Genomic DNA, 26,186 nt, shown 5'->3' with positions numbered 1-26,186 from the left:
CAAGCCTTTGTTTACAGCTTACCCATTACTGAACAATTAATTCCTTTTTTTCCTTAGGCTTTGATAAATCCTTGCATTCATGAAATGCAAAATGCTGACATCCGATACATTGATTTGCGTTTAAATAATTGAAAGCCTTTGTAATCGCTTCTCCAGTATGTTGATAAAAATGTTGCGCACCTATTTTATCGTAAAGACCATTGTGCTGAAGAGCATCCTTTAAATCACCTTGCACACCCGTTACCAAAACAGTACCGCCCTGTGCTTTATAGTTTTCAATGCTATTGCTAAAATATGCCTCTCCAGTAGAATCCATAAAGGGCACTTTCCCCATTCGTAATATCAAAACTCTTGGTTGCTGATGCAAAGTACTTTCAATTGTTTGTTCAAACATTTGTGCAGCACCAAAGAACAACGGCCCTTCAATTGTGTACATACTAATTTGCGGGCAATCATGCTGCTGATGCACAACATGTGGCTGTACCTTCTCACTTTTATTCGAATGGTCTGGAAGTACCTTCGTGACAACAAGCTTTTCACTCATGCGTTTCGCAAATAATAGCACAGCCAGCACAAGCCCCACTTCAACTGCTAATGTGAGACTAGTGAATACCGTTAATAAAAAGGTAATCAATAACACCAGTGAATCGCCTGATTTTAATTTTACGATATGTGCAAAATGATGTCGTTCACTCATATTCCAAGCTACGACCATCAATACCGGAGCCATACTTGCTAACGGAATATGAGATGCATATGGAGCTAATAACAATAATGTGACTAAAACAAACACACCATGTATGATACCCGACATAGGAGATACTGCCCCTGTTTTTATATTGGTCGCTGTGCGTGCGATGGCCCCTGTTGCTGGAATACCACCGAACAAGGGCGTCACAATATTAGCAATCCCCTGACCAATTAGCTCACGATTACTGTTATGCTTACTATTTGTCATCCCATCCGCAACAACTGCAGATAATAGAGACTCAATGCCACCTAGCATCGCAATGACAAACGCTGGACCAATAAGTTGTTGTAATCGTTCAAGCGTGATGTTCGGTAACGCAAAATGAGGTAATGTATTAGGAATTTGACCATAAGCTGTTGCAATGGTAGCAACTTGTCCTGAAAAGAAGAAAGTTGCCACAAGTGTAGAGACAACGATACCCGCTAATGCACCAGGAACCTTTGGAAAAAATTTTGGTGTGATCAATATTGTCACCAAGCATAGGACGGCAGTAAGAATACTATACATATTTGTCGTACCAAGCTGCTTCATGATTTCCTGAATATTGGCGATAAAATACTCGTGCCTTTTAACATTTGATAGTCCTAAAAAGTTGGCAATTTGACCTGTAAAAATAATCACAGCTATACCTGCTGTAAAGCCAACTGTTACAGGACGTGGAATAAACTTAATTAAAGTCCCTAGCTTAAAAAAGCCCATGACACAAAGCATAATCCCTGCCATTAAACCCGCAAGCAATAAATCTTCATAGCCATAAGTAAGAACAATGCCCAATAGAATTGGCACAAACGCCCCAGTTGGCCCACCTATTTGATATTTGGATCCACCAAAAAGAGAAATAAGAATACCTGCAATACATGCCGTATAGATCCCATATTCAGGTTTCACACCCGATGCGATGGCAAAGGACATGGCAAGTGGAATAGCAACGATTCCGACAATAATTCCTGACAATAAATCCTTCTTTACATGATGAACTGAATACCCTTCAAAGCGTCCTGTAAACAGTGACTTCATAGATAAATCTTCCCTTCGAAATAATAAGCAAAGCCCAATTTTTCATCACCATTGATTTACTTATTCTCTTCGTCACCTTCATTACTTGTCATTTCCTCTAATCTCGAAATGGTATGAACCAAATGGTTATTAAAAATATCCTTTGCCACCCCAAGTAATGCACCAATCATTGGGTCACTTAAAGAATAATAAACTTTTTTTCCTTCCTTCACGCCATAAACGATATTTTTGGCACGTAATACACTTAATTGCTGAGAAACTGCGGAACCCTCCTTCTCTAAGCAATCTTGAATCTCATTGACACTTTTATGACCATCCACAAGGAGTTCAAGTATTCTGATGCGTAACGGATGTGCTAATGCTTTAAAAAAATCCGCCTTAAACTGTTGTAAGCCCTCTTCCATAAAAACCCCTCCACATAACTACATATTCAAATATTTGAATATGTATGATTGTAATCCTGTCACAAGAATTTTTCAATATCTACTATTAAAAAAAGAGCAAAACCAAGTGCTTAACACTCGTCTTTGCTCTTTTCATTGCGACACGATTAATCTGTTACTATTTTGTTCTTCTTTAAAGGGTAATCGTAAGTTAGACATGGAATAATTGCCAATAGTACAATGACCACTAATGTTAAAACAAGAGGAATCATGCCAAATTGATCCACCATAATACCGCCAAATAGTGGACCAATCATCCGTCCTCCAGTGGCAGCGCTATTGATAATGCCTTGATAGAACCCTTGTCGACCCTTTGGTGCCAGTTGATTAGCAATCGTTGGTAATGCCGGGGTATAAAACATTTCGCCAAATGTTAAGACAAGCATCGCTACTCCAAACATTTTAAAATCACTCGCAAAGGCAATAATGCCGAAGGAAAAAGCAATCAGCGTTACGCCAAATACTAACTGACGCTTTAAATTGTTTTCCCAACGCTTTACGAGCGGTGCAATGAGTGGTTGCCCAATGACAATCAGAAGGCCATTTATTGTCCAGAGTAGGCTATATTGTTTTAATCCTAATCCTAAATCTTGTGTATAAGATGAAATGGTTGCACTCCATTGAGAATACGCTAGCCAGCATAAAACGGAGGATGCACTAATTATTAACAAAGCATAGAAAGGTGCCTTGTTTACGATTCGTTTACTTTCGCTCAAGACATTTTTAGGTGCAATACTGCCTGCCTCCAAACGCTTAAATGTAAATAAGGCAATAAAAAAGAATAAAATATACATGCCTAAATTAACTTTAAACACATAGTCAAATTGATAATCTGCCACTATACCTGCAAGTGCTGGCCCTACTGCAACACCGACATTTTGTGCTAAATAGATAGTATTAAAAGCTTTACGTCCACCTTCTGGCCAAGCAGCTCCAGCCAAGGCAAACATTCCTGGGAAAACAATGCCCCCACTAAAGCCTAGTATCGTTAAAAACCACACATAATGTGGCCAGCCATGCCAAATTGTTAAGCCAACTAATGAAGCAATCGTTAACAGGATGCCAAGCATAATAGCTTTATAGCCACCAATTCTATCAAATAAGTAGCCACCTAATAGATTGCCTAGTACTCCAGCAGCAGAATTCAGCATTAAGACAAAACCAGCCATTGCTAAAGATTTGCCTAAATAATCATGCATATAAATGGCATTCAAAGGCCATAAAAAAGAGTTGCCTGTTGTGTTCACAAGCATTCCGATAATTAAAAACCAAACACGTTTTGGCATAGGATGACCTCCATTATTTCGCTTCTCTAAATAGTTAGTGTATGCTGAAATACTTAAAAGCACAAGGAAAATAATTTTACCTTTTTTACAAGACTCCCATCCTATTTTCATTCGTATTTAGTTGCCCCCCTGCTTTTGTTCCCTCCCATTTTTCTTCATCCAAATCATGATAATATCCTTCCCCCATGACGGAACGAAAAGCACATGATAGAATAGAGCGTTAGAGGAGTGAAATAAATGACAGAGATGAATTTTCCTTTTCCTTCAGAGGGGAAAAGATACTATACATGGAATCGCTATTTACGTAATCAATTTGGTCATAAAGTATTTAAAGTGGCATTAGACGCAGGCTTTGATTGCCCTAATCGTGATGGTACAGTCGCTTTTGGTGGCTGTACATTTTGTAGTGCTGCAGGTTCTGGTGATTTTGCTGGCAATAAGGTAGACCCAATCGATGTTCAATTTGCTGAAATCCGAGACAAAATGCATCAGAAATGGAAGGATGGCCAATACATGGCTTACTTCCAAGCCTACACAAATACACATGCCCCATTGCCGGTTTTAAAAGAAAAATTTGAAGCTGCTTTAGCGCAAGAAGGTGTTGTAGGTCTTTCTATTGCTACCCGTCCGGACTGTTTACCTGATGATGTTGTGGAATATTTAGCAGAGTTAAATGAGCGAACGTATTTATGGATTGAGCTTGGTCTTCAAACGGTGCATGAGAAAACGGCCACTCTTATTAATCGCGCCCATGATTATGCAACCTATGTAGAAGGCGTTGAAAAATTGCGTAAGCATGGCATTCGTGTTTGCTCACATATCATTAATGGTTTGCCTCTTGAAGACTATGACATGATGATGGAAACGGCACGAGCAGTCGCACAATTAGATGTCCAAGGCATTAAAATTCACTTACTTCATCTATTAAAAGGGACGCCCATGGTGAAGCAATATGAAAAAGGTATGCTAGAATTTTTAGATCAAGATGTGTATACAAAACTAGTAGCAGATCAATTAGAAATTTTACCACCAGAGATGGTCATTCATCGTATTACGGGTGATGGACCGATTGATTTAATGATTGGACCGATGTGGAGTGTAAATAAATGGGAAGTTTTGAATGGCATTGACGCTGAGCTTGAACGACGTGGTAGTTGGCAAGGGAAGTTTTATAAGGCTGAGGTTACGAAATGAAACTACAACGCGTTTTACAATATGCCCAGCAGCTACTAACAGATAGTATAGAAGAAGGAGATACGGTTGTTGATGCGACTGCAGGAAACGGTCATGACACGTTGTTCCTAGCACAACTTGTTGGGGATGAAGGACAAGTGTATGCCTTTGATGTCCAAAAAGAGGCGGTTGATGCGACACTCCTTCGACTTTTAGATCATGGTTTAGAACACCGCGCACTCGTTTTAAATAAAGGTCATGAAGAAGTCACACAGTTTGTACACAAGCCAGTAACTGCGGCTATTTTTAATCTTGGCTATTTACCTGGAAGCAACCATGATATTATTACAAGACCTAATACAACAATCCAAGCGATTGAAAATCTATTGAAGCTCTTGAAAGTGGGCGGTTTGATTGTTCTTGTTATTTATCATGGTCATCCAGGTGGAAAAGAAGAACGTGATAAGGTCATTGAATATGTAAGTCAGCTTCCACAAAAATATATCCATGTCTTAAAATATGCATTTCTTAATCAACAAAATGATCCACCATTCGTCATTGCATTAGAGAAAATGAAAGAATATTCTATTTAATGATGACATGCTAAAAGGCGATCAACTAGTTTCTATAAAACTAGTTGATCGCCTTGCTCTTTATCTACTTGTTATTACGTTTTTCATTATAGTCAACCCAGAAATCTGCACCTTTAATTCCTAGTTTACGAGGATCAAAGACTGGATCTTTTCCTTCTTTTTTCTGTTTCTCGTAATCTTTTAATGCGACAATAGCTGGTTTCATAATAATTAAAATAGCTATAACGTTAATCCAAACCATCAAACCAAGCCCTACATCGCCCATTGCCCACGCTAAACCAGACGTACGGATTGTACCATAGAAGGCTGCAACTAAAATGGCAATCTTCGCAATCCAAATGAAAATCTTTTCTGTACTACCTCTAAATAAATAAGCGACATTTGTTTCTGCAATATAGTAGTAAGCCATGATTGTTGTAAAGGCAAAGAAGAATAACGCAATGGCTACAAATGGAGCGCCAAAGCCAGGTAATGATGAGTCAACTGCATATTGTGTATACGCTGCACCTGCTTCAATACTTTTTGCAAAAGTCATTTGCTCATCGCCTGCTAATCCACCACTATTAAATTCTCCAACATGAATAAATGGATCTGCTCCTTCAGCTGCCTTCTCATCGTGTACATTGTACATACCAGTAAATAAAATCATAAATGCCGTAGCAGAACAAATTAATAATGTATCAATATACACAGATGCTGCTTGCACAATTCCTTGCTTAGCAGGATGCGATACTTCCGCAGCTGCTGCAGGGTGAGCCCCCGTTCCTTGACCAGCTTCATTGGAGTAAATTCCCCGTTTCACACCCCAAGCAATCGCTGAACCAATAATGCCGCCAAAAATTTCTTGAGCCCCAAAGGCACTAGAAAAAATTAAACCAAAAACTGTTGGTACTTGTGAAATATTCATAAAGATAATGACAATTGCCATAATGATATAGGCTAATGCCATAAACGGTACAATGATCTGGGCCGCATTTGCGATTGATTTAACACCCCCGATGATAATGGCACCTAATAAAACAACAATAATAAGTCCTGTGATCCATGTATCCAAACCGAAAGCGTTTTCAACAGCACCTGCAATGGCATTTGACTGCACACCAGGCATCAAAATTAACATTGCAATTAAAGCAGCTACAGCAAAAATAACTGCAAACCATTTTTGACCCATTCCTTTTTCTATGTAAAAGGCCGGTCCACCACGATATTCTGTATCTTTCTCTTCTTTATAGATTTGAGCTAATGTTGACTCTACATACGCGGTTGCCGCACCAATGAAAGCGATTGCCCACATCCAAAAGACAGCACCAGGTCCTCCCATTCCAATCGCTGTCGCAGTACCAGCAATATTACCTGTACCTACACGTCCTGATAATGCGATAGACATTGCTTGGAAAGAGGATATTCCCTTTTCCGATTTCTCCCCTTTAAACATTAAAACAAACATATCTTTGATGTGTCGTACTTGTAGGAACCTCGTGATGATTGAGAAAAATAACCCAATCAATAAAATACCGTAAATAAACCATGGTCCCCATAAAATCCCATTCAATTTCTCCACAATTACATCCATTTTACCCCTCCAATTTTGAAATACCTTACTTTAAGTCATTATAGTATTACACTTTTCAGAAAATTACAATATTATTTTCAAGTAACAATATTTAAGTAAGTAACCTAGTAAATGGAAGGGTATAAACCTATTTAATTATATAGCCAATTCTTCGAAGAGCATTATTAATAAAATCACGTATATACATAAAAATCTCTTCACGCTCTCCCTCATGAAATAAATTATGATAACAATTTTCCCATTCTTTAAACTGAAATTCCGTAAATTCTTGTTGATGTAGCCAGTTTCGAGTTTGGCGTGTGTCCGTAATTTTATCTTTCTCAGCCGTCATAATGAGCATAGGCATATTTGGCATTTCACCTTTAGGCAGCATCACTAAATTTTTCATCATCTGCTGAAGCTCTCGATACCATTTCACAGAAACAACAGACATGAGCGGTACATCATCTTTCATTTCTTCTCTACCTTCAACATTACGCGTTAATTTCTCTAAAGTAATGTCATGTGTCAATTTGACATTGGCTGTTAATGCACTTAAACTCGTTAAAGCATTTGTTAATTTACCTGGTAATAGCTTTAGTTGCAACCAAGGTGATGTTAAAATAATACCCGCACATTCATATTGCCTCTTTTGCATTGTATGGAGAATTAATGTTGCGCCTAGCCCATGCCCTATTACAAAAGTTGGTAAATTATATGAAAAAGCATTCTCAATCAGGTTTCTTGTATATTTATTGTACAATTTGAAGTCCTCATCATGGACACGGGCAAACCTTGCTTCCACCCCATGATTCGGTAAATCTCCCATGACTATGTGGAAGCCTTCCAATCTTAATTTTTCTATCAGCCATGCGTACCAACGGTGATTTTCATAAGCACCATGAAGAATAGCAATCACAGCTTTTGCTTGTCCATCAGCTTCCCATTTCCACATTTACATAGTCCTCCTAAAAAATAATTACACTTTAATTATAGCGAAATAAATAGCACATTTTAATTTTATATTTCCATAAAGTTGCGTATTTGATACGATAATACTACATTATAGAAAGAAAAGAGGCGATTTTCATGATTTATCCATTTAAAGATAAAATGCCAAAGATCGATCCGTCTGTTTTCATTGCTGATTACGCAACTGTTACGGGCGACGTAACAATTGGTGCCGAAACAACTATTTGGTTTAATACGGTTATTCGTGGTGATGTTTCCCCAACGATTATTGGTAAACGTGTCAGTATCCAGGATCTTTGCTGCTTACACCAAAGCCCAAAATATCCACTCATTATTGAAGATGAGGTAACAGTTGGACACCAAGTCACTTTACATAGTTGTACAATTCGCAAAAATGCCTTAATTGGTATGGGTTCCATTATTTTAGACGGAGCTGAGATTGGAGAAGGTGCATTTATTGGAGCAGGAAGCCTAGTACCTCCTGGTAAAGTCATTCCTCCGAATAGTTTAGCATTAGGTCGTCCAGCAAAAGTTGTCCGTGAATTAAATGCAGAAGATAAAGAGGATATGGAACGCATCGTACGAGAATACGCAGAAAAAGGTCAATACTATAAATCGCTTCAGAAATAACTAACATACACAAAAAATCAATACTAACGAAAAAATCCCTCGCGTTTCCGTGTAACGAATTTGTTCACGAATCCTAGCGAGGCATTTTTTGTAAAAAAACAAAAGGGGCAATGTTGCCCCTTTTCTTATTAATACATTAGAATAATTTTCTAACGACTTCATTACTTTAGTTCAATAGTTTATAAACGTGCTTTTTCTCGTAGTGCATCTGCTTTATCAATTTGTTCCCATGGTACATTTAAATCTGTACGACCAAAATGTCCATACGCAGCCGTTTGTTTATAAATTGGACGACGTAAATCAAGCATTTTAATGATACCTGCTGGGCGTAAATCGAATAGCTCGCGTACCCATTCTACGATCTCACTTTCTTTCGCTTTACCTGTACCAAATGTATCTACCGCAATAGAAACAGGTTGAGCTACGCCAATTGCATAGGCAAGTTGTACTTCAGCACGTTCTGCTAAGCCAGCCGCTACGATATTTTTCGCTACATAACGTGCCGCATATGCCGCTGAACGGTCTACCTTTGTTGCATCCTTACCAGAGAATGCACCACCACCGTGACGTGCATAACCACCGTATGTATCAACAATGATTTTACGTCCTGTTAAACCAGCATCTCCTTTTGGCCCACCGATTACGAAACGGCCAGTTGGGTTGATGAAGTATTTCGTGTTAGCATCTAATAATTCACTTGGCACGACTGGAGCAATAACAAATTCTTTTAAATCCGCTTGAATTTGTTCAAGTGTTGCTTCTTCATCATGCTGTGTTGAAATAACAATTGTATCCACGCGAACGGGTACATTATTGTCATCATATTCAATCGTTACTTGCGTTTTCCCATCAGGACGTAAATAGGCAAGTTCACCTGATTTACGTACTTCTGTTAAACGGCGTGCTAATTTGTGTGCTAAGCTAATTGGTAATGGCATTAGCTCTGGTGTTTCATTACATGCATAGCCAAACATTAAGCCTTGGTCACCAGCACCTATTGCTTCAATATCCGCATCTGTCATAGAGCCTTCACGTGCCTCTAATGCTTGATCAACACCTTGTGCAATATCAGGTGATTGTTCACCAATCGCCACAAGCACCGCTAAGTTTTCAGCATCAAAGCCATATTTACCTCGTGTGTAGCCTATTTCTGCTACAGTGTCACGAACAATACCTTTAATATCTACGTACGTAGAGGTAGTAATTTCTCCTGCTACTAATACTAACCCTGTTGTTACAGTTGTTTCACACGCTACACGTGCATTTGGATCTTCTGCTAAAATAGCATCTAAAATGGCATCCGAGATTTGGTCACAAATCTTATCTGGATGTCCTTCTGTTACACTCTCTGATGTAAACAGTCGACGGTTTGTCATTTGGTTTTCCTCCTAAATACTCTTACAATAAGTAGTTGTGTATGAATACGGTACTCATTACCCATGTCAAGTCCGCTCCTAAGGATTGAACTCTCAAGCCGTTACTGCTGCTTTTAACACGAGGATTTCGAAAGATCCGTCATTATAATAAGGAAAGAACTACATATACTTACCTTTACATTGATTTTTAACAATAAAAAAATCCTTTTCTCACGTTACTTTACATGAGGAAAGGAATAATGACTGCGTAACCTTTCACTCTTATCGTTCAAGGGATGTTCCCTTGCATCAGGTTGGCACCAACGCATGTCGTGAAATAGTTCATGCAGGTTGCCGGGTTTCACAGGGCCTGACCCTCCACCAGCTCGGGATAAGAGTATCCGTTCAATCTCATGTTACTGAAAAGGTCGAACGTTGTCAAATATTTTCTTATGTATTACTGTATAAAAAGGAAAGAACAGATTAAACAAAAACTTTTCATACTTGGATGATGATGTAAATAGAAGCAAATTAATCCCTACAACATACCTAGCTACTTGTGGTAACATATGTGTGGCTCAATTTTCGCGCCTAATTACTGTAGGATTGATGGTATTCTACTCGAAAAACATTATTTTTTGTCAGTTTATTGAAAAGTGATAAAAACTCTAAAATAATTTCTTAATTAGTATAGATTATTTAAGCAATTGTGTTATACTATTTTTGAAATTAAGAAAAAATCCCTCTAAATCAAGGGAATACTATAAAAAAGGATGGTATTTAATCGATGAATTCAGTAGAAATTGCAAACGAACTGAAGGAATTATTAAACGGCGGTAACATTAATGTTCAACTTTCAGTACCACAATTAGCAGAAAAAGCTACCTCTCGTGGTGAAGCAATGTTAACAGTAGATGGCGCAGTTCGTGCAGAAACTGGCAAATACACTGGTCGTTCACCTAAAGATAAATATACGGTAGAAGAAGAAAGCACAAAAGATCAAATTGACTGGGGTAAAGTCAACCAACCAATCTCCTCTGAAGTGTTCGATAACCTATACGTAAAAGTAATAAAATATTTAAAAGAACGTGACGAGTTATTCGTATTCAAAGGCTTTGCAGGTGCTGACAAAGATTCACAATTAAGCATTCAAGTCATTAATGAATACGCTTGGCACAATCTTTTTGCTCATCAATTATTTATCCGTCCAACAGCAGATGAATTAGCTTCTCATGTTGCCGACTTCACTGTCATCTCAGCTCCTAACTTTAAAGCAGATCCTGCGGTTGATGGTACTGCTTCTGAAACATTCATCATCGTATCACTTGAAAAGAAAATTATCTTAATTGGTGGTACTGAATATGCTGGTGAAATGAAAAAATCTATCTTCGGTATCATGAACTACTTATTACCACAACAAGGTATTCTTTCAATGCACTGCTCAGCAAACGTTGGTGAAGCTGGCGATGTGGCATTATTCTTCGGTCTATCTGGTACTGGTAAAACGACATTATCAGCTGATCCAGATCGTAAGCTAATCGGTGACGATGAACACGGTTGGTCTGCTAATGGTGTGTTCAACATTGAGGGTGGTTGCTATGCAAAAACAATCAACCTTTCTGCTGAAAAAGAACCAGAAATCTACAATGCAATCCGCTTCGGCTCTGTTTTAGAAAACGTAGCTGTTGATCCAGAAACTCGTATTTGTGACTATGATGATGGTTCACTAACAGAAAATACACGTGTAGCTTATCCAATCCAATACATCGAAAATATTGTTGATCCTTCTGTTGCAGGTCATCCAAAAACAATCATCTTCCTAACAGCTGATGCATTTGGCGTGTTACCTCCAATCAGTAAATTAACAAAAGAGCAAGCAATGTATCACTTCCTAAGTGGTTTCACTTCTAAACTTGCTGGAACTGAACGTGGTGTTACTGAGCCAGAACCAGTATTCTCTACTTGCTTCGGTTCACCATTCCTTCCACTTCCTGCAACAGTATACGCAGAAATGTTAGGACAAAAAATTGACGAGCACGGCGCACAAGTATTCCTAGTGAACACTGGTTGGACTGGTGGCGAATATGGTACAGGTAGCCGTATGAAACTTTCTTACACACGTACAATGGTACGTGCAGCAATCGATGGTAAATTAGCAGGTGTTGAAACGACACAAGATGCTGTGTTTGGTTTACACATTCCAACAGCGGTTGAAGGTGTACCTTCAGAAGTGTTAAACCCTCGTGAAGCTTGGGCAGATAAAGCTGCATATGATGCAAAAGCTGCTGAGCTTGCAGGCTTATTCAACGAAAACTTCAAAAAATTCTCAAACGTTTCTGAAGCTATCACTACACTTGGTGGCCCATTAAAATAACGACTAAATAAAAGACAAAGGGAACAAATTATTCGTTCCCTTTGTCTTTTTGTTTTCTTCTATGCTTTATTGTTGTTTCATCCACTTGCAAAGAGCACGAACAGTTTCACGATTTTTTGCTGGTGGATATTGATGTGCGTAGTTAAGATCATACCACGTTTCGAATGATTTATTTGCATCCTCTAAAAAAAATGCCAATTGTCTGGCATGTTCTATATCCACATTTTCATCACGATAGCCATGAATGATCAGTACGGGGGCTGTTATCTGCTCTATCTCAAATAGTGGCGTTCGCGCATCATACGCTTCTGGGACACGATTCGGTGTTCCTCCAATAATGCGCTTCATCATCCTTCGCATATCTGTGCGTTCCCAATAAGTGGCCGTTGCATCCGAAACACCTGCCCATGTGACAACCGAGGTAATATCTTTTCTTAAAATGGCTGTCCAAAGAGCCATAATTCCCCCACGAGAAAAGCCAAAAACATGGATATTGTCATTACAGTATTGCTTAAGTACATCTACGGCATAGACAGCATCATAACGATCTGCCCCTGCAAACTGGTCGCGACCCTCTCCACCACGATTTCCACGATAGTATGGGGCAAAGACGATAAAGCCCTGCGCCGCAAATTGGGCAATACGAGAGGGTCTTACCATCCCAATGCTTTGCATGCCGCCTCTTAAATATAAAAAGCCATCATATGTACCTTCTGTCTTTGGTTCCGCTAATAATCCTTTTATACGTAAGCCCTGTGATAGATAGGTTATTTCTGTTAGTCGTATGGCTGGATTGGGTGAGGGATAGGCACGTTTTTCCACAATTTCACCATTGTATGTCACGGTCTTTCAACTCCTCCAGCATTTTCTTCATTCCCTCATCCTTCATATGAAAACTCAAGTTAGGATGCTGGGTAAATTCTTCATCTGTTAACCAAAGCATGCCTGACGTTTCTAAATCAAATTCTATGTCCTCTTGCGCTAAAAATTGTGCAGTGAAAACGGTTTTACAAAAAACGATTTCATCATGCACTGCATACTCTGCGAACCATTGAAGATTTTTCACATGAACACCCGTTTCTTCAAAAACTTCTCGAATCGCCGCCTCCTCTAATGTTTCGCCCTCTTCTAATTTCCCCCCTGGTACTTCTACACCACGTCGTTTATGAACCGTACATAACCATTTATTTTCATGCTTTAAAAGGACAAGGACGTGTTTAGGTTCTACTTTAAATTCGCCTCTTGTAAAACTCAAATCTACTTGTAGGCCATGTAAATCTGTAAATGTTAACATCTCTTCAACCTCACGTTCTTTCTTGTTGCAAAACAAAAGTTAATCTCTTCTTCATTACTTCTATATTTATGGACAGAATTTAATCATCATTCCTATTCCTATCTATAATAACTATAGTGTAATTCTACAAAGACAAGCAACTCTAAACTACAGTCTGGTAAAGCATGTAAAAAGGCAACTTTGCAAGGCGAGGGGTTGATTTCCGTTCCGCCAGCGTCCTTTCCAGGGGGCGTCCGATGAGCCGCTTCACTCACTTTCGTTCGCTCCAGGGTCTCCTCTGTGACGCTAAATCCCCTAGGAGTGACGCTGGCTCCACTCCAATCAACCATTCTGCAAAATGTCTTTACTTTTCATAGAGATTAAATCTCCCATTATCTGTATTCTTAGAGGGGATAAGCTCTTATTTTCAATGTGGTAAAGTGAAACCATCAATGAACTGGGTAGTGAACACTCCATTTTATTTGTGTAACCTTTGCCAAAAAGAAAACTTTTTTGTGGGTTGGAGTGGAAGGCTACTTGATTCCCGTAGGATAGCGAGACAGGCAAAACTCTAAACGGAGCGGTAGCGGAGGAAGCGATTCGGCGCTCGCCCCAGGAAAGCAAGTAGCCTGCAACAGAAATCCATTTCTACCTTTCAGTTGACTGTTTTGTTTTTCAACAATATAAAAAAGCGTGCTTCCTAGGAAGACACGCTTTTCTTTAAATTACTTGCTGACCGTCAAAGTAGACGATAGGGCTTTTCACAACACAGTCGATATGAACATCTGACGCATTGGCTCCACCGAATGGCGCATTACTGCCAAAAGCAATATGGATTGTCCCATATACCTTCTCATCCTCTAGTACATTGCCACATAGGATGGCACTTTTATTGGCTCCGATGCCAAACTCTGCAATGATTCTACCATTTCCTTCACCAAGTAAGGACAGTAGACGTGAACCATCAGGACCAATTGCTTCTTCTAAACGACCATTCTTAATTTTTAATAATAATGGCTCCTTTAAGACACCGATATTAGCAATAGAACCATCTACTAAAATCTCTCCATTTGCAGATGTTTCAATTGGCGCAATATATGATTCTCCTGAAGGAATATTCCCGTATTCACCAGGTTGACGAATAACACCTGTGGATCGAATTCCTAAACGGCCTTCTACACTAAATGTCAGCTCATGGCCATCCTTGACAATGCGAATATCTTTTGCCGTATCAAGTAAAAGGACATATTTTTCTACCGTGGCTTCAATCTCCTGTGCATCCGCATGAAGGGCACCTTGCTCCAGCATCTCTAATGTCACACCTGGCATTGTCGCTACACGTCCGCCCTTTTCACAGGCATATTTACGAGCCATTGTATGTGTTAAGGAGTGGGAGGTAATACAAAGTGTAACATCCGCATTCGCCATAAGCTCAGAAACTGCATGGATGGGCTCCTGTCCAGATTTGTCTAACAGGGGCATCACCATGAGCATTGTATTTGCTGTAATTGACATTCCAGCTTCATAAAAGATTTTTGCGATGTCTTGTTTGTGACTATCTGTCAAAATTAATAGTGACTCTGATGATTGAACATTTAAATTGCCTTTTAAAACATTTAGTGCAATGTCATGTAAATGCTGCATAATAGGACTCCTTAATTAAAATTCAAATGATATCTACGAATAATTCCTTCTATTTCATTTCTAGCTTCCGTCAGAGGTCCCAAAAACTCTGGAACACGTTGCTCTGTAAAACGATAGATTGGTCCAGAAACGGTAATAGATGCTACGACCTGTTCCTCACTATTGAATATAGGCATAGCTAGCGCCAATACATCAACAGAATACTCACTATTACTAAGTGCATAGCCGCATGATCGAATTTTTTCTAGCTCTGCCCGTATTTCTGTAGCATCTGTCATCGTATTATTCGTATAAGCTGTTAACGGTTCATCTATGACCTTTGCAATTTGCTCTTCATTTAAAAAAGCAAGCATCGAACGATAAGATGCTCCTACATAAAGTGGTGATCTACTTCCTCTTGAAACTGTAAATTTCACCTTATTTACAGGTTCTGCTTTTAGTAATGTTAACGCTTCCAGTCCATTCAGTACGGTAAAAATGGCTGTTTCGCCAGTGACATCCTTTAATTTATCAAGAACTGGCATACATAGCTGATCTATGTTTAATGAATCATACATATTCATACCTATTTCCCATAATGCTATACCAAGTGAATATTTTTTCGTTATAGGATCTTTTGTAATAAACCCATTATTTTCGAAGGTTTCAAGAATGCGATATAAATTTGTATGATTCATATTCATCGCCAGTGCTAACTCTCGTCCACCCCATGTTGGCTTTTCCTTTGTAAACATTTTTAAAACCGCAATTGATAAATTTAATGTCTTTAGCATATCTCTCATCCTTCTGATCTATTTATCTGTACAAACGGCTGCAAATCTCTCTCTTAAGGGGGAAATAATCGACAGATTTAGCAGCCGTCAGCACCTGATATCACTTTATCAAAAGTAAGAGAGTAGCTAATCTCTTACTTTTGATATAGGAAATCAACAGCAGCAGTTATATAAACTTTTGCACAGCGTACGATATCCTCAACTCGCACTTTTTCATTATAACCATGAATACTTGGTAAATAAGCTGGGCCGTATTGCAATACAGGAATATCATATTGTCTGAAATGACGAGCATCACTGCTTGCCCATTGCATGACACCATATGCCTCTTGCCCTGTGACGTACGAAATATTTTCCACTATCGATTGGCACACAGGATTTTCAGCAGGCGTATAATTGGCTACACTTTTGAAGCCAAAACGTTGGATCGAATAATCGATAGCCAAACCATCTAGTTTATTTGTCAAGATTTCTGTTACTTCTTCTTGTGTAATACCAAATGGTAAGCGACAATCGACCTGAACCTTACAGTAATCTGGGATTACGTTGGACTTCGTACCTCCCTCAATTGTACCAATATTTACAGTAATTTTCTCTAAAACTTCTTGATATTTCAAGCGATCTTTCTCCACTTCACGCATGTATTTTTTTGATACCTCGATAAGTGGCTGTACCTCTTCTGGAATCGTAATTTCTACATCCCATAGTGTACGAATCTCTTGAATAGCTCGAATAGCATCGACAATGGCATTTCGTCCAGCCAAAGGTGATAGACTTCCATGTCCAGGTTCCCCACGCACTTCTAATTCAAACCAGTAGGAGCCCTTTTGTCCAATTGTTGGATTTAAAGGTGAAGATGGCTCAGCGATTAAACAACCATCTCCCTGCACATAGCCGCGCTCTAACAGCCAAGGAACACCGAACTCGCCGCCCGTTTCTTCATCTGGTACGATCGCCAAAGTTAATTTCCCTGGTAGTTCAATGTTCAGTTTCTTTAATAGCTTTGTTGCAAAAATAATACCCGCTAAACCGGCTTTCATATCACTTGCTCCACGGCCAAGCATCCAGCCATCCTTCACTTCTCCTGAAAACGGATCAAAATCCCATTTTGATAAATCACCGACAGGTACAACATCTGTATGACCACAATAAACGAGTTCCTTTCCTTCACCATTCCCAATGGAAGCTACTAAATTAAACATTTTATCTGCAGCTTCATATTTTTGATAAGTAATGCCAACATCATTTAAATAGTTTTCAATAAAAGCTGTTATTTCAGTCGTATCCCCTGGAGGATTGACACTAGGAATTTGAATAAGTTTCGAGCAAAACGCTATCAATTCATCTTGATGATTTTCAACTGCATCTACTAATTGAGCTTTAAGTGCTTGTAAATCATTCATGTGTGTGTACCTCGTTTCCTTTCGTTTGTAAATGACTCATGCTACCATATAAGCCTTTCATATGTGTAAATTGTGTTTCATCAAAGAAAGAGCATTTATTAGCACCATAAGTTTTTGCTACCTCTAACACAAATCGCACAACATTTTCTACATCCGTGACATGTGTTGCACCGGTTGCACAGCCTGCCACAACAGATTCAGTTGTAATCGCTACACCTACAACAGGGCTAGATGTTGCAACAGCCGGTTGTAAAATACTATTGATATGGAATAAACCATTACCATATGGTGTAATGTCTTGCATCGTAATCGGTAGAACAACTGGAGAAATGCCAGCTGATTGTGTATACACTTGCAATAAATCATCACTAATTTTTAATATGTAACCTTCTTTGACTGTTGGCGTAATAGCAAATCCTTTATGGTTACATACTTGATTGCCTTTTGTTGTATCAATGGATAGAATAGCATCCATTGTATCTTCTACTTCATTTTCGTTCATGACACTAATATCCACTGGAGAGTTCATAAATGGCACTGGCTCATGTGGTAAGGTTGGAGCTGTTGGACAAATATGTGTGGAGAAAATAACGTCACCCTCTAATTGATCACCCTTTAAGGCCATATCAATAGCTTTTGCTGCCCCTGCCAAACATGCCAGTGCGCCATCTCCATCTGATACAAAGCCTGTCATTTCAGGGCGCGCTCCAATACCACCTAAGCGTCCAATAATTCCTAATGTAGGTGCATTCCCGCCTGAGGATTTGCCGTTCTTTCCTTTCACGAGGACGCGAACAAAATCAGTTGAGCCGCTTTCGCCTTGAATAGTTTTTACCTTGACATCTGCTGTGGAATCAATATTGTGTAAATATTCTTTAATCGTGGCTCCGTTTACATAAATACTATCCATTACCTCGTATAATTCAATAACATGCTTCAATGACATAATCAGTCCGCTCCTTTTTCTGCTTCAATAAAATATACATTTCGTTAAATCGATGATACTTCTTGCTGTATTGACGTAAATAAATGACATGATACTTGATGTGTAGCTGTTACTGTATCAAGTGTCGGTTGAACGTCTGCACATTTTTCTGTAGCGAAACGACAACGCTTATGGAATGCACAGCCACTAGGAGGATTTACTGGGCTTGGAACATCGCCAGATAATATAATGCGTTCCTTTTTATCAAAAGGATTTTCCTTAGGAATGGCTGATAACAAGGCTTGTGTATAGGGATGTTGAGGGTTTTCATATATTTCCTTGTATGTGCCAATTTCCACTATTTTCCCTAAATACATGACGGCAATCCGATCACACATGTAGTTCACGACATTTAAATCATGTGAAATAAAAATATAGGTTAAGCCGAATTCTTTCTGTAAATCTTTTAATAGATTGATCACCTGTGCCTGTACAGAGACATCTAATGCTGAAACAGGTTCATCACATACAACAATATCTGGATTGAGTGCAAGAGCCCGAGCAATATTAATGCGTTGTCTTTGTCCACCAGAAAACTCATGTGGATGGCGCTTTGCATGGTATGCACTTAATCCAACTGTTTCAAGTAATTCAATAACACGCTTTTTACGTGATGCATCATCACCAATACCATGGATAACTAGTGGCTCAGCAATAAGGTATTCAATCGTTTTCCGAGGATCGAGTGATGCATAAGGATTTTGGAAAACCATTTGTATGGATTTTCGAGCAACGCGGATATCTTTTGTATTTAAGCTTGCTAAATCTGTCCCCTTAAATTCAACCATTCCCTCTGTTGGTGAGATTAGCTGGTTGATTAAACGAGCAACCGTCGATTTACCACAACCCGATTCGCCCACAATCCCCAGTGTCTCCCCTTTATATAATTCAAAACTTACACCATCTACCGCTTTCACAAATTGTGTTGATTTTTTAAAAGGAATTGAACTTTTAATGGGAAAGTGCTTTTTTAAATTACTTACCTTTAAGACAAGTTCATTGTGCTGTTGCATTAAAAATTCCCTCCTTCCTTGCGACAATTCGATCTTTTGCTTGTAAATGACAGGCTACAAAATGGTTGTCCTGTACTTCCACTAAATCAGGCACCGTACTACGACAAATATCTGTTGCTAAAGGGCAGCGTGCTGAGAAGTGACAACCACTATGTGGCATCGTTAAATCTGGCGGGCTACCTGGAATGGCTGGCAACCTTTGTTGCTCTTGTGTCCCCATTGTAATTTGAGACTCTAATAATCCCCACGTATAGGGATGTAACGGTTTTTCATAGAGCTGTCTTGTTGTAGTAGACTCTACTGTACGACCTGCATACATAACATTTACTTTGTCACATAGTTCCCAAACCACACCTAAATCGTGCGTAATCATAATGATGGCTGTATCGTGTTCTTGTTGTAACTTTTTCATTAAATCAAGAATTTGAGCTTGTACAGTGACATCCAGTGCAGTTGTTGGCTCATCAGCAATGAGTAGTTTCGGGTTACAAGCAAGGGCAATAGCAATCATGACACGCTGACGCATTCCTCCTGAAAATTCGTGAGGATACATTTTTAATCGTTTCTCTGGCTCAGGAATACCAACCATTTTTAACATATCAACGGCTTTGATAGCTGCATCTTTCTTCGATATTGTTTCATGTGCTTGAATGACTTCAATAATTTGATTGCCCACCGTTAATACAGGATTCAAACTTGTAATTGGATCTTGGAAAATCATTGATATGTCATTGCCTCGCACATTGCGCATTTCCTTTTCAGAAATTCCTATTAAATCGCGGCCATTAAATAGAATTTTTCCATTCGTTATTTTTCCTGGCGGAGATGGAATTAAACGCATGAGAGCAGTGGCTGTCACACTTTTTCCTGATCCTGACTCTCCCACAATACCTAGTGTTTCCTTCTTATTTAATTGTAAATTTACTCCATTAACAGCTTTCATTGTAGAGCCGCCACTTTTAAATTCTACTGTTAAGTTTTCTACATCCAGTAAACGTTCAGTCATGACTCCACCCCCTTCCATTAAACTTTCATTTTCGGATCTAATGCATCGCGCAATCCATCCCCTAAAAGGTTAATCCCAAGAACTGTTAATAAAATACAGATGCCTGAAAATGTCGCCATTTGGGGATTTAATACTAAAAAGTCTTTACCATCTTTTAAAATACTGCCCCATGAAGCTGTCGGTGGTTGAACGCCTAATCCTAAAAAGCTAAGGGCAGCCTCTGAAATAATAGCGCCAGCTGTACTCATCGTTCCATAGACAATTAAAGGAGCTAAACAGTTCGGTAATATATGGCTAAAAATGATTCTCGTATGTGTAGCACCTAAAGAATGCGTCACTTCAACGAATTCTTCCTCTTTTACACTTAAAACCTGTCCACGAACAAGTCGTGCGAAACCTGGAATATTAGCAATACCAATCGCAACAATAACGTTGACAAGTCCTTGCCCTAATACCGTCATTAACGTAATAGCTAGTAAAATAAACGGAAATGCGAAAAGACCATCCATTGTGCGCATGATGATCGAATCAATGCGACCACCAAAATACCCTGCTACTAAACCTAACAGTGTGCCAAACACAGCACCAAATAGCACCGCTGCAATCCCAACAATCATCGATATGCGTGTACCGTAAACTAAGCGACTAAACAAATCACGACCATAGTTATCTGTTCCTAATAGATGTCCTTCTGTATTCATTGGTAAAAATGATTTACCGACAATCATTTCATTCGGTGGATGGGTAGCAATCAATGGGGCAAAAATAGCAACAATACCCATTAAGGTGACAATGATTAACCCAATTGTCGCTAATTTATTTTTTAGCAACTTGCGCAATAACGTATTTCTTTTTCTCGTTTCATTGACGATTGCTTGAGTCATTGTTATTTTTTCCCTCCATCCGATTCTAAATTGACCTTAGGATTGACCACTTTATAAAGCACATCAACTACTAAATTAACAAGCACAAAGATAAACGCAATGAAAATAACAGTACCTTGTACGACTACAAAGTCACGTTTATCAATGGCATCTACAATTAATCGACCCATACCAGGCCAACTAAAAATCGTTTCTGTTAATACTGCCCCGCCCAGTAAATTAGAAATTTGCATTCCTAGCACCGTTAAAATCGGTGTTAAGGCATTTTTAAATGCGTGTTTACCAATCACTAAATATTCTTTAATACCTTTAGAACGAGCTGTTTTAATATAATCTTGCGAAATAACCTCTAACATACTTGAACGGGTAATCCGTGCAAATGTCGCCATTGGAATTGTTGCTAAAGCAAATGCTGGCAAAATTAAATGCTTCAAATAGGTCCATAGGCCATCGCTGATATTCCCCATCCCAGTCGCAGGGAACCAACCAAGGTTAACACTAAAGAATAAAACAAGCATGATGCCCAACCAGAAAATTGGCATGGATACACCAACTAATGACACAAGCATAACAACGTAATCAATCATTGTATTTTGCTTTCTCGCTGCAAATATTCCTGCTGGAATACCAATCACGACTGCTATTAACAATGCTGCCAATGCCAGTATCACTGTGTTAGGGAACCTTTCGAGAATAAGCCCGATGACAGACTCACTATAAGAATAGGAATATCCTAAATTTAACTGTGCTAGATCTCCTACATATGAAATAAATTGCGAAGGCATGGATTTATTTAAACCTAGCTCTTCTCTTAAATTCTCTACATCTTCTACACTAGCTTGTGGTCCAAGCATGACTGAAGCCGGGTCACCAGGAATCATTCGCGTAATAATAAAGACGATAATCCCTACTACTAGCAGTGTGGGGATGAGGTTAACTAACCTTTTTAAAATAAATGAGCCCATCTTAGCAAGACCTCCTTTTCATTATTAGAATCAGTGGTTCATATTGTGAATAACCACATACTACACCACTTAATAATTGTTTGTAAATATATTTTTTTCTGAATCTTTGTAATTTTTTATTTACTTTCTGTTTACAAGTGTGCTAATTTTATTCTCGAACCTACCATTTTTGAATCAACGGTTCATATTGTGAAACAAAAACTAAGGAGGCTAGTGCATATGAAGAAATTAAACGTAAGAAAGTCTTTACTACTTCTCTTGTTAACTTTACTAATTGGTGTTTTAGCTGCTTGTGGTGGGAACAATGAAAAAAGTACTTCAACAGATGAAAAAGACGGAGAAGCTACTTCAGGCGGCACATTAAATGTCGGTCTGTCAGCCAATGCCAAAACATTTGACCCTATCAAATACACGGGGGTTTATGAATCACAGGTAATGCGTCAAATGGGTGATACGTTAGTTGTTTATAACAAAGATCTATCCGATATCATCCCTTCATTAGCAACAGAATGGAATGTTTCAGAGGATATGTTAGTTTACACGTTCAAATTACGCGAAGGTGTAAAATTCCAAAAAGGTCAATATCAAGATGGCCGTGAAATGACAGCTGAAGATGTGAAATACTCTTTAGAACGCTCTGCCAAAGAATCCGCTATGAATCGTTTAAGTGGTGTGACAGAGGTGAAAGTGCTATCTGATTATGAAGTAGAAGTTCACTTAGCCACACCGAATGCTGCCCTACTTGCTATGCTAACGGATGCAGGGAATATCATTATTCCAAAAGAAGAGATTGAAGGCTGGGGCGATAATTTTTCTGAACACTTTATTGGTACAGGTCCATTCCAATTAACAGAGTGGAAAAAAGATCAAGAGGTAAAATTAGTTCGTCACGAAAATTATTGGGGTGATAAGCCGAATATCGATAACTTAACAATGAAGTTTATCTCCGATCAAAATATGATGACGAATGCATTACGTTCTGGAGATATTGATATCGCCATGGATGTCAAAGGCCAAAACCGTGAAATCATCAACCAAGATAGCAACCTTGAGCTTTTAACAAATCCAGGTCTATCCATTGTTTACCTTGATCTTAATAACAAAGTAGGTCCGACTGCTGACAAACGCGTTCGTGAAGCTATTTATATGGCAACAAATGTAGAGGAAATCATTTCTGGCGTTAACCAATGGGGTGGCGGTGATGTTTCATACTTACCATTACCACCTGGTTCATGGGGGTATGATAAATCGTTAGTTGATTTAGTACCAAAATATAATCCAGAAGAAGCAAAAAAATTACTAGCTGAAGCAGGCTATCCTGATGGCTTCAAGACAGACATTTTCGTATCAGAAGCACGTGTTCCTTACGCAACGATTTTCCAAAGTCAGTTAAAGAAAAACTTAAACATTGATGTGGAAATTAAAGTGCTTGAATGGGGTACTTACAGTGATACTGTCGCAAAGGGTAATGCGCCAATGAATATTGGTGGCTGGACTTGGTATCCAGATCCATATTTCTTCCTTTATCAGTTATTCCATACAAATCAAATTGGTGCGTTAGGAAATGGTAAAGGTTACAGCAACCCAGAAGTGGATAAATTATTAGAGCGTGCCGTATCTGAAACAGTGGTGCAAGAAGATCGTGCAAAATTATACCAAGAAGCATTAAAGCTGATTTTAGCTGATGTGCCACGTATTGAATTAGAGGCGACACAAACGGTTGCAGGTGTAAACAAAAAAGTACAGGGCTTTGAGGTTTCTGCTGATAACTCCGTACAAATTGTACATCCGAATGGTACAAACGTATCCATTACTAAATAATTGAACTGGAAAAGTGGAGATGATCGTCTCCGCTTTTCTCTTCATAAGGAGAGATCTGATCCAATGACTCGATATATAAATGGACTTGTTTTTAATTCCGAGACTCGTAGCTTTACTAAACAATCGTTTCAAGTACAAGGGCAATACTTTGAATCCGCTACTAGCCTAGCCGAAACAGAATTGGATTTAGATGGCTACTATATTACACCTGGCTTTATCGATAGCTGTTCACAAATCGGTTTAGCCGAAATAGGAATTCGTTGGGAGGGTGATGATAGCTATGAATTTGATTCACATCTGCAATATTCTGTAGTTGATGGTATTTATCCATTTGATACTGCATTTCAAAAAGCCATATCTCATGGGGTGACAGCCTCTCATATTGTTCCCTCTCCTAAAAGCTTGATCGGTGCAAAAACGGCTATTATTCATCATACACATACAACCGTTGATGAAATGGTCCTTTCAAAAGATGTGGCGTATTCCTTCTCTATTGGACATCAGGCAAAAAGTACATTTTTCGCTGAAAAGAAAAAACCACTCACTCGCATGGGCATCGCCAAAATTTTAAGAGAAACATTACAACAAATTCAGCAGCAAGAACCGTCGATTAAAAAAATCGTTATTCGAGCACACAAAGCCGTTGATCTTGAATTCATTAGCCGCCTTCAACAAGAATTTGCTTCGATTTTCGATTTTCATATTATCCATGGCACTGAAGTTCCGCTCCTTCAGGAGACATCCTTCAATACAATTATTGCTGGTCCAACATTTCGATATATCGAGCATAATGAGATGATGGCGCTATCACCAAAACTGTATCACCAGCTGTCCAAACACAATATTCCATTTGTTTTTTGTACAGATCATCCCGTTAGTAGCACCTCTCATCTAACGTTAGAAGGTTGTTTAGCTGTAAGAGAAGGTATGACACGTCAGGATGTGCTATATGCTCTAACAACAGGAGCTGCAAATTTCCTTGGTATCGCCCACAAAACAGGCGCTATATGTGATGGTCTTTTTGCTGATTTTGTGATTTGGGATAAGCATCCATTAGATTTAGATGCACAGGTTGTCGCAACCTATATTAAAGGAACAAAAGTTTATGCACGGGAAGAAGGGTTTACACAATGATTATTTATCATCATGCAAAGTTTCTTACAGTCAATGAACAAAACGATACTTGTGAGCAGTTATGGATCGAAGATGGGCGTATTGTCTATATTGGTCCAGCGAAAGAAATCCCCCCACAAGCAGAGCTAGTTGATCTACAGGGAGCTTATGTCACACCAGGGTTAATTGATATTCATGCCCATGTTGGAACGTGGGCTGAAGTTACTGAAGACATTAATGATGCCAATGAATATAGCGAACCCTTTACACCTCTTATGCACGCTTTAGATAGTGTAGATATCCGACACTTTTCCTTTCAACATGCGTTAGAAGGTGGCGTAACCACTGTACAAACCGGTCCAGGTAGTGCCAATGTCATTGGTGGCATTTGGAGTATTCTTAAAACAGCAGGACCTACCCTTGCCTCTCGAGTTTTAGTAGAAAGAAGTGGTTTAAAGGGCGCCCTAGGGGAAAATCCGAAAAACGTCTTTGGCAATCAGTATAAACGCAAGCCAATGACTCGTATGGCCATTGCACAGCTTTTACGGGATGGTTTCCAACGTGCCAGTCAACTCAATGAACAACAACGAGCAGAACAAATTAAACAAAATGCTGAGTTACGCCCATTTATTGAGGTACTTCGAGGCGACATGCCCCTTCGCCTTCACTGTCATAGAGCAGATGACATTATGACAGCTATTAGAATTGCCAAAGAATTTAATGTGCAGCTTCATTTAGAGCATTGTACAGAAGGCTATCTCATTGTCGATGCCATTAAAAATAGTGGGTTTCATGCAACGCTTGGCCCTTATATGTTAACACCATCTAAATATGAAACGCGTCATTCTACTCCAGCAATTGCAGCCATTTTTAAAGAGCATAATATTCCGTTCGCCATCATGACAGATCATCCATTCGTACCAATTCAATACTTAAAATATTGTGCCACAGAAGCGATTCGTTATGGTTTAGATGAAGACACAGCCCTCAAAAGTATTACGATCAACGCAGCTAAACTCGTACAGCTAGATCATCGCATTGGTAGTCTTGAGGAAGGCAAAGATGCTGATTTTGTTGTTTGGTCACATCCTATTTTTGAAACAGAAGCAAAGGTTTTACAAACTTATGTAAATGGACAAAAATATTACGAAGCGGAGTGA

The 26,186-nt window shown here is 39.0% G+C and carries 23 protein-coding genes and 1 riboswitch; of the genes, 7 read left to right on the top strand and 16 right to left on the bottom strand.

Translation table 11 applies throughout. From position 1 onward, the window contains the following. Nucleotides 1-25: 25 nt before the first annotated feature. From ACEVFT_RS20485 to ACEVFT_RS20475, 3 genes are all read right to left on the bottom strand, one after another. Entirely contained in the window at nucleotides 26-1,768 is a 1,743-nt protein-coding gene (locus ACEVFT_RS20485; RefSeq protein ID WP_393951159.1) for a SulP family inorganic anion transporter, read from the bottom strand. Nucleotides 1,769-1,824: 56 nt separating this feature from the next. Continuing rightward, nucleotides 1,825-2,172, bottom strand: coding sequence for an ArsR/SmtB family transcription factor (locus tag ACEVFT_RS20480; RefSeq protein ID WP_205445095.1), 348 nt, complete (start codon nucleotides 2,170-2,172; stop codon nucleotides 1,825-1,827). A 146-nt stretch (nucleotides 2,173-2,318) separates the two neighbouring features. Then, nucleotides 2,319-3,497: an MDR family MFS transporter gene (locus ACEVFT_RS20475; protein ID WP_342533220.1), complete on the bottom strand. Its 1,179-nt coding sequence runs from the start codon at nucleotides 3,495-3,497 to the stop codon at nucleotides 2,319-2,321. Between the two features lie 237 nt (nucleotides 3,498-3,734). On the opposite strand from ACEVFT_RS20475, the gene mnmL reads away from it, so the two are divergent. Next, nucleotides 3,735-4,691, top strand: coding sequence for a tRNA modification radical SAM protein MnmL/YtqA (mnmL, locus tag ACEVFT_RS20470; protein ID WP_393951158.1), 957 nt, complete (start codon nucleotides 3,735-3,737; stop codon nucleotides 4,689-4,691). After that, nucleotides 4,688-5,263 (top strand): tRNA 5-(aminomethyl)-2-thiouridylate-methyltransferase MnmM, encoded by a 576-nt coding sequence (gene mnmM / locus ACEVFT_RS20465; RefSeq protein WP_393951157.1) that lies wholly within the window; start codon nucleotides 4,688-4,690, stop codon nucleotides 5,261-5,263. The genes mnmL and mnmM overlap by 4 nt, the downstream gene beginning before the upstream one ends. 64 nt (nucleotides 5,264-5,327) lie before the next feature. Here mnmM and ACEVFT_RS20460 read toward each other — a convergent pair whose 3' ends face one another. Next, nucleotides 5,328-6,836, bottom strand: a complete 1,509-nt coding sequence (locus ACEVFT_RS20460) for an alanine/glycine:cation symporter family protein (RefSeq protein ID WP_393951156.1) — start codon at nucleotides 6,834-6,836, stop codon at nucleotides 5,328-5,330. Nucleotides 6,837-6,963: 127 nt separating this feature from the next. Further along, entirely contained in the window at nucleotides 6,964-7,770 is an 807-nt protein-coding gene (locus ACEVFT_RS20455; RefSeq protein WP_393951155.1) for an alpha/beta hydrolase, read from the bottom strand. Nucleotides 7,771-7,904: 134 nt separating this feature from the next. Here ACEVFT_RS20455 and ACEVFT_RS20450 point away from each other — a divergent pair, with 134 nt between their 5' ends. After that, nucleotides 7,905-8,417, top strand: coding sequence for a gamma carbonic anhydrase (locus ACEVFT_RS20450; RefSeq protein WP_205445105.1), 513 nt, complete (start codon nucleotides 7,905-7,907; stop codon nucleotides 8,415-8,417). Nucleotides 8,418-8,596: 179 nt separating this feature from the next. Here ACEVFT_RS20450 and metK read toward each other — a convergent pair whose 3' ends face one another. Then, nucleotides 8,597-9,793: a methionine adenosyltransferase gene (gene metK, locus ACEVFT_RS20445; protein ID WP_205445107.1), complete on the bottom strand. Its 1,197-nt coding sequence runs from the start codon at nucleotides 9,791-9,793 to the stop codon at nucleotides 8,597-8,599. A 258-nt stretch (nucleotides 9,794-10,051) separates the two neighbouring features. Next, nucleotides 10,052-10,170, bottom strand: a riboswitch (SAM riboswitch). A 389-nt stretch (nucleotides 10,171-10,559) separates the two neighbouring features. Between metK and pckA the strand changes: the two genes are divergently transcribed. After that, nucleotides 10,560-12,146, top strand: coding sequence for a phosphoenolpyruvate carboxykinase (ATP) (gene pckA, locus ACEVFT_RS20440; protein WP_205445109.1), 1,587 nt, complete (start codon nucleotides 10,560-10,562; stop codon nucleotides 12,144-12,146). A gap of 66 nt (nucleotides 12,147-12,212) precedes the next feature. On the opposite strand, the gene ACEVFT_RS20435 is transcribed toward pckA, so the two are convergent. The 10 genes from ACEVFT_RS20435 to ACEVFT_RS20390 all read right to left on the bottom strand — a co-directional run bounded on the left by ACEVFT_RS20435 (nucleotide 12,213) and on the right by ACEVFT_RS20390 (nucleotide 22,092). Beyond that, nucleotides 12,213-12,989, bottom strand: coding sequence for an alpha/beta hydrolase family protein (locus tag ACEVFT_RS20435; protein WP_393951154.1), 777 nt, complete (start codon nucleotides 12,987-12,989; stop codon nucleotides 12,213-12,215). Beyond that, the gene (locus ACEVFT_RS20430) at nucleotides 12,973-13,440 is read right to left on the bottom strand and encodes an NUDIX domain-containing protein (protein WP_342443768.1); all 468 of its coding nucleotides are present in this window, start codon (nucleotides 13,438-13,440) and stop codon (nucleotides 12,973-12,975) included. Before ACEVFT_RS20430 ends, ACEVFT_RS20435 begins: the two co-directional genes overlap by 17 nt. Before the next feature lie 699 nt (nucleotides 13,441-14,139). Next, the gene (locus tag ACEVFT_RS20425) at nucleotides 14,140-15,063 is read right to left on the bottom strand and encodes an aminopeptidase (protein WP_393951153.1); all 924 of its coding nucleotides are present in this window, start codon (nucleotides 15,061-15,063) and stop codon (nucleotides 14,140-14,142) included. Between the two features lie 11 nt (nucleotides 15,064-15,074). Beyond that, the gene (locus tag ACEVFT_RS20420) at nucleotides 15,075-15,836 is read right to left on the bottom strand and encodes an IclR family transcriptional regulator (protein ID WP_205445114.1); all 762 of its coding nucleotides are present in this window, start codon (nucleotides 15,834-15,836) and stop codon (nucleotides 15,075-15,077) included. 134 nt (nucleotides 15,837-15,970) lie between these two features. Next, on the bottom strand, nucleotides 15,971-17,239 hold the full coding sequence (locus ACEVFT_RS20415; RefSeq protein ID WP_205445116.1) for a M20 family metallopeptidase: 1,269 nt from the start codon (nucleotides 17,237-17,239) through the stop codon (nucleotides 15,971-15,973). Next, a complete protein-coding gene (locus ACEVFT_RS20410) occupies nucleotides 17,232-18,185 on the bottom strand; it encodes a DUF1177 domain-containing protein (RefSeq protein ID WP_205445117.1) in 954 nt (317 codons plus the stop codon). Before ACEVFT_RS20410 ends, ACEVFT_RS20415 begins: the two co-directional genes overlap by 8 nt. 44 nt (nucleotides 18,186-18,229) lie before the next feature. Continuing rightward, nucleotides 18,230-19,237 (bottom strand): ABC transporter ATP-binding protein, encoded by a 1,008-nt coding sequence (locus ACEVFT_RS20405; RefSeq protein WP_205445118.1) that lies wholly within the window; start codon nucleotides 19,235-19,237, stop codon nucleotides 18,230-18,232. Then, complete coding sequence (locus ACEVFT_RS20400; RefSeq protein WP_205445120.1) at nucleotides 19,221-20,243, bottom strand: ABC transporter ATP-binding protein; 1,023 nt, start codon at nucleotides 20,241-20,243, stop codon at nucleotides 19,221-19,223. The genes ACEVFT_RS20405 and ACEVFT_RS20400 overlap by 17 nt, the downstream gene beginning before the upstream one ends. A gap of 17 nt (nucleotides 20,244-20,260) precedes the next feature. Continuing rightward, nucleotides 20,261-21,127, bottom strand: coding sequence for an ABC transporter permease (locus tag ACEVFT_RS20395; protein WP_205445122.1), 867 nt, complete (start codon nucleotides 21,125-21,127; stop codon nucleotides 20,261-20,263). 2 nt (nucleotides 21,128-21,129) lie between these two features. Beyond that, nucleotides 21,130-22,092 (bottom strand): ABC transporter permease, encoded by a 963-nt coding sequence (locus ACEVFT_RS20390; protein WP_205445124.1) that lies wholly within the window; start codon nucleotides 22,090-22,092, stop codon nucleotides 21,130-21,132. Nucleotides 22,093-22,311: 219 nt separating this feature from the next. Between ACEVFT_RS20390 and ACEVFT_RS20385 the strand changes: the two genes are divergently transcribed. The 3 genes from ACEVFT_RS20385 (at nucleotide 22,312) to ACEVFT_RS20375 (ending at nucleotide 26,186) form a co-directional block, all read left to right on the top strand. Further along, nucleotides 22,312-23,913 (top strand): ABC transporter substrate-binding protein, encoded by a 1,602-nt coding sequence (locus ACEVFT_RS20385; RefSeq protein WP_393951152.1) that lies wholly within the window; start codon nucleotides 22,312-22,314, stop codon nucleotides 23,911-23,913. A gap of 63 nt (nucleotides 23,914-23,976) precedes the next feature. Continuing rightward, nucleotides 23,977-25,047 (top strand): amidohydrolase family protein, encoded by a 1,071-nt coding sequence (locus ACEVFT_RS20380; protein ID WP_205445127.1) that lies wholly within the window; start codon nucleotides 23,977-23,979, stop codon nucleotides 25,045-25,047. Next, nucleotides 25,044-26,186 (top strand): amidohydrolase, encoded by a 1,143-nt coding sequence (locus ACEVFT_RS20375; RefSeq protein ID WP_393951151.1) that lies wholly within the window; start codon nucleotides 25,044-25,046, stop codon nucleotides 26,184-26,186. Before ACEVFT_RS20380 ends, ACEVFT_RS20375 begins: the two co-directional genes overlap by 4 nt.

The sequence above is a fragment of the Lysinibacillus sp. PWR01 genome, from assembly GCF_043359455.1.
Classification (GTDB): Bacteria; Bacillota; Bacilli; order Bacillales_A; family Planococcaceae; genus Lysinibacillus; species Lysinibacillus fusiformis_F.
This window is presented reverse-complemented; position numbering and strand designations above follow the sequence as displayed.

Coding starts and splice junctions, on each gene's coding strand:
- ACEVFT_RS20420 (WP_205445114.1), bottom strand. CDS start 15,836: ATGCTAAAGACATTAAATTTATCAATTGCGGTTTTAAAAATGTTTACA.
- ACEVFT_RS20390 (WP_205445124.1), bottom strand. CDS start 22,092: ATGGGCTCATTTATTTTAAAAAGGTTAGTTAACCTCATCCCCACACTG.
- ACEVFT_RS20410 (WP_205445117.1), bottom strand. CDS start 18,185: ATGTCATTGAAGCATGTTATTGAATTATACGAGGTAATGGATAGTATT.
- mnmL (WP_393951158.1), top strand. CDS start 3,735: ATGACAGAGATGAATTTTCCTTTTCCTTCAGAGGGGAAAAGATACTAT.
- ACEVFT_RS20415 (WP_205445116.1), bottom strand. CDS start 17,239: ATGAATGATTTACAAGCACTTAAAGCTCAATTAGTAGATGCAGTTGAA.
- ACEVFT_RS20455 (WP_393951155.1), bottom strand. CDS start 7,770: ATGTGGAAATGGGAAGCTGATGGACAAGCAAAAGCTGTGATTGCTATT.
- ACEVFT_RS20375 (WP_393951151.1), top strand. CDS start 25,044: ATGATTATTTATCATCATGCAAAGTTTCTTACAGTCAATGAACAAAAC.
- mnmM (WP_393951157.1), top strand. CDS start 4,688: ATGAAACTACAACGCGTTTTACAATATGCCCAGCAGCTACTAACAGAT.
- ACEVFT_RS20385 (WP_393951152.1), top strand. CDS start 22,312: ATGAAGAAATTAAACGTAAGAAAGTCTTTACTACTTCTCTTGTTAACT.
- ACEVFT_RS20400 (WP_205445120.1), bottom strand. CDS start 20,243: ATGACTGAACGTTTACTGGATGTAGAAAACTTAACAGTAGAATTTAAA.
- ACEVFT_RS20405 (WP_205445118.1), bottom strand. CDS start 19,237: ATGCAACAGCACAATGAACTTGTCTTAAAGGTAAGTAATTTAAAAAAG.
- ACEVFT_RS20430 (WP_342443768.1), bottom strand. CDS start 13,440: ATGTTAACATTTACAGATTTACATGGCCTACAAGTAGATTTGAGTTTT.
- ACEVFT_RS20475 (WP_342533220.1), bottom strand. CDS start 3,497: ATGCCAAAACGTGTTTGGTTTTTAATTATCGGAATGCTTGTGAACACA.
- ACEVFT_RS20425 (WP_393951153.1), bottom strand. CDS start 15,063: ATGCAGCATTTACATGACATTGCACTAAATGTTTTAAAAGGCAATTTA.
- ACEVFT_RS20460 (WP_393951156.1), bottom strand. CDS start 6,836: ATGGATGTAATTGTGGAGAAATTGAATGGGATTTTATGGGGACCATGG.
- ACEVFT_RS20480 (WP_205445095.1), bottom strand. CDS start 2,172: ATGGAAGAGGGCTTACAACAGTTTAAGGCGGATTTTTTTAAAGCATTA.
- ACEVFT_RS20380 (WP_205445127.1), top strand. CDS start 23,977: ATGACTCGATATATAAATGGACTTGTTTTTAATTCCGAGACTCGTAGC.
- pckA (WP_205445109.1), top strand. CDS start 10,560: ATGAATTCAGTAGAAATTGCAAACGAACTGAAGGAATTATTAAACGGC.
- metK (WP_205445107.1), bottom strand. CDS start 9,793: ATGACAAACCGTCGACTGTTTACATCAGAGAGTGTAACAGAAGGACAT.
- ACEVFT_RS20450 (WP_205445105.1), top strand. CDS start 7,905: ATGATTTATCCATTTAAAGATAAAATGCCAAAGATCGATCCGTCTGTT.
- ACEVFT_RS20395 (WP_205445122.1), bottom strand. CDS start 21,127: ATGACTCAAGCAATCGTCAATGAAACGAGAAAAAGAAATACGTTATTG.
- ACEVFT_RS20485 (WP_393951159.1), bottom strand. CDS start 1,768: ATGAAGTCACTGTTTACAGGACGCTTTGAAGGGTATTCAGTTCATCAT.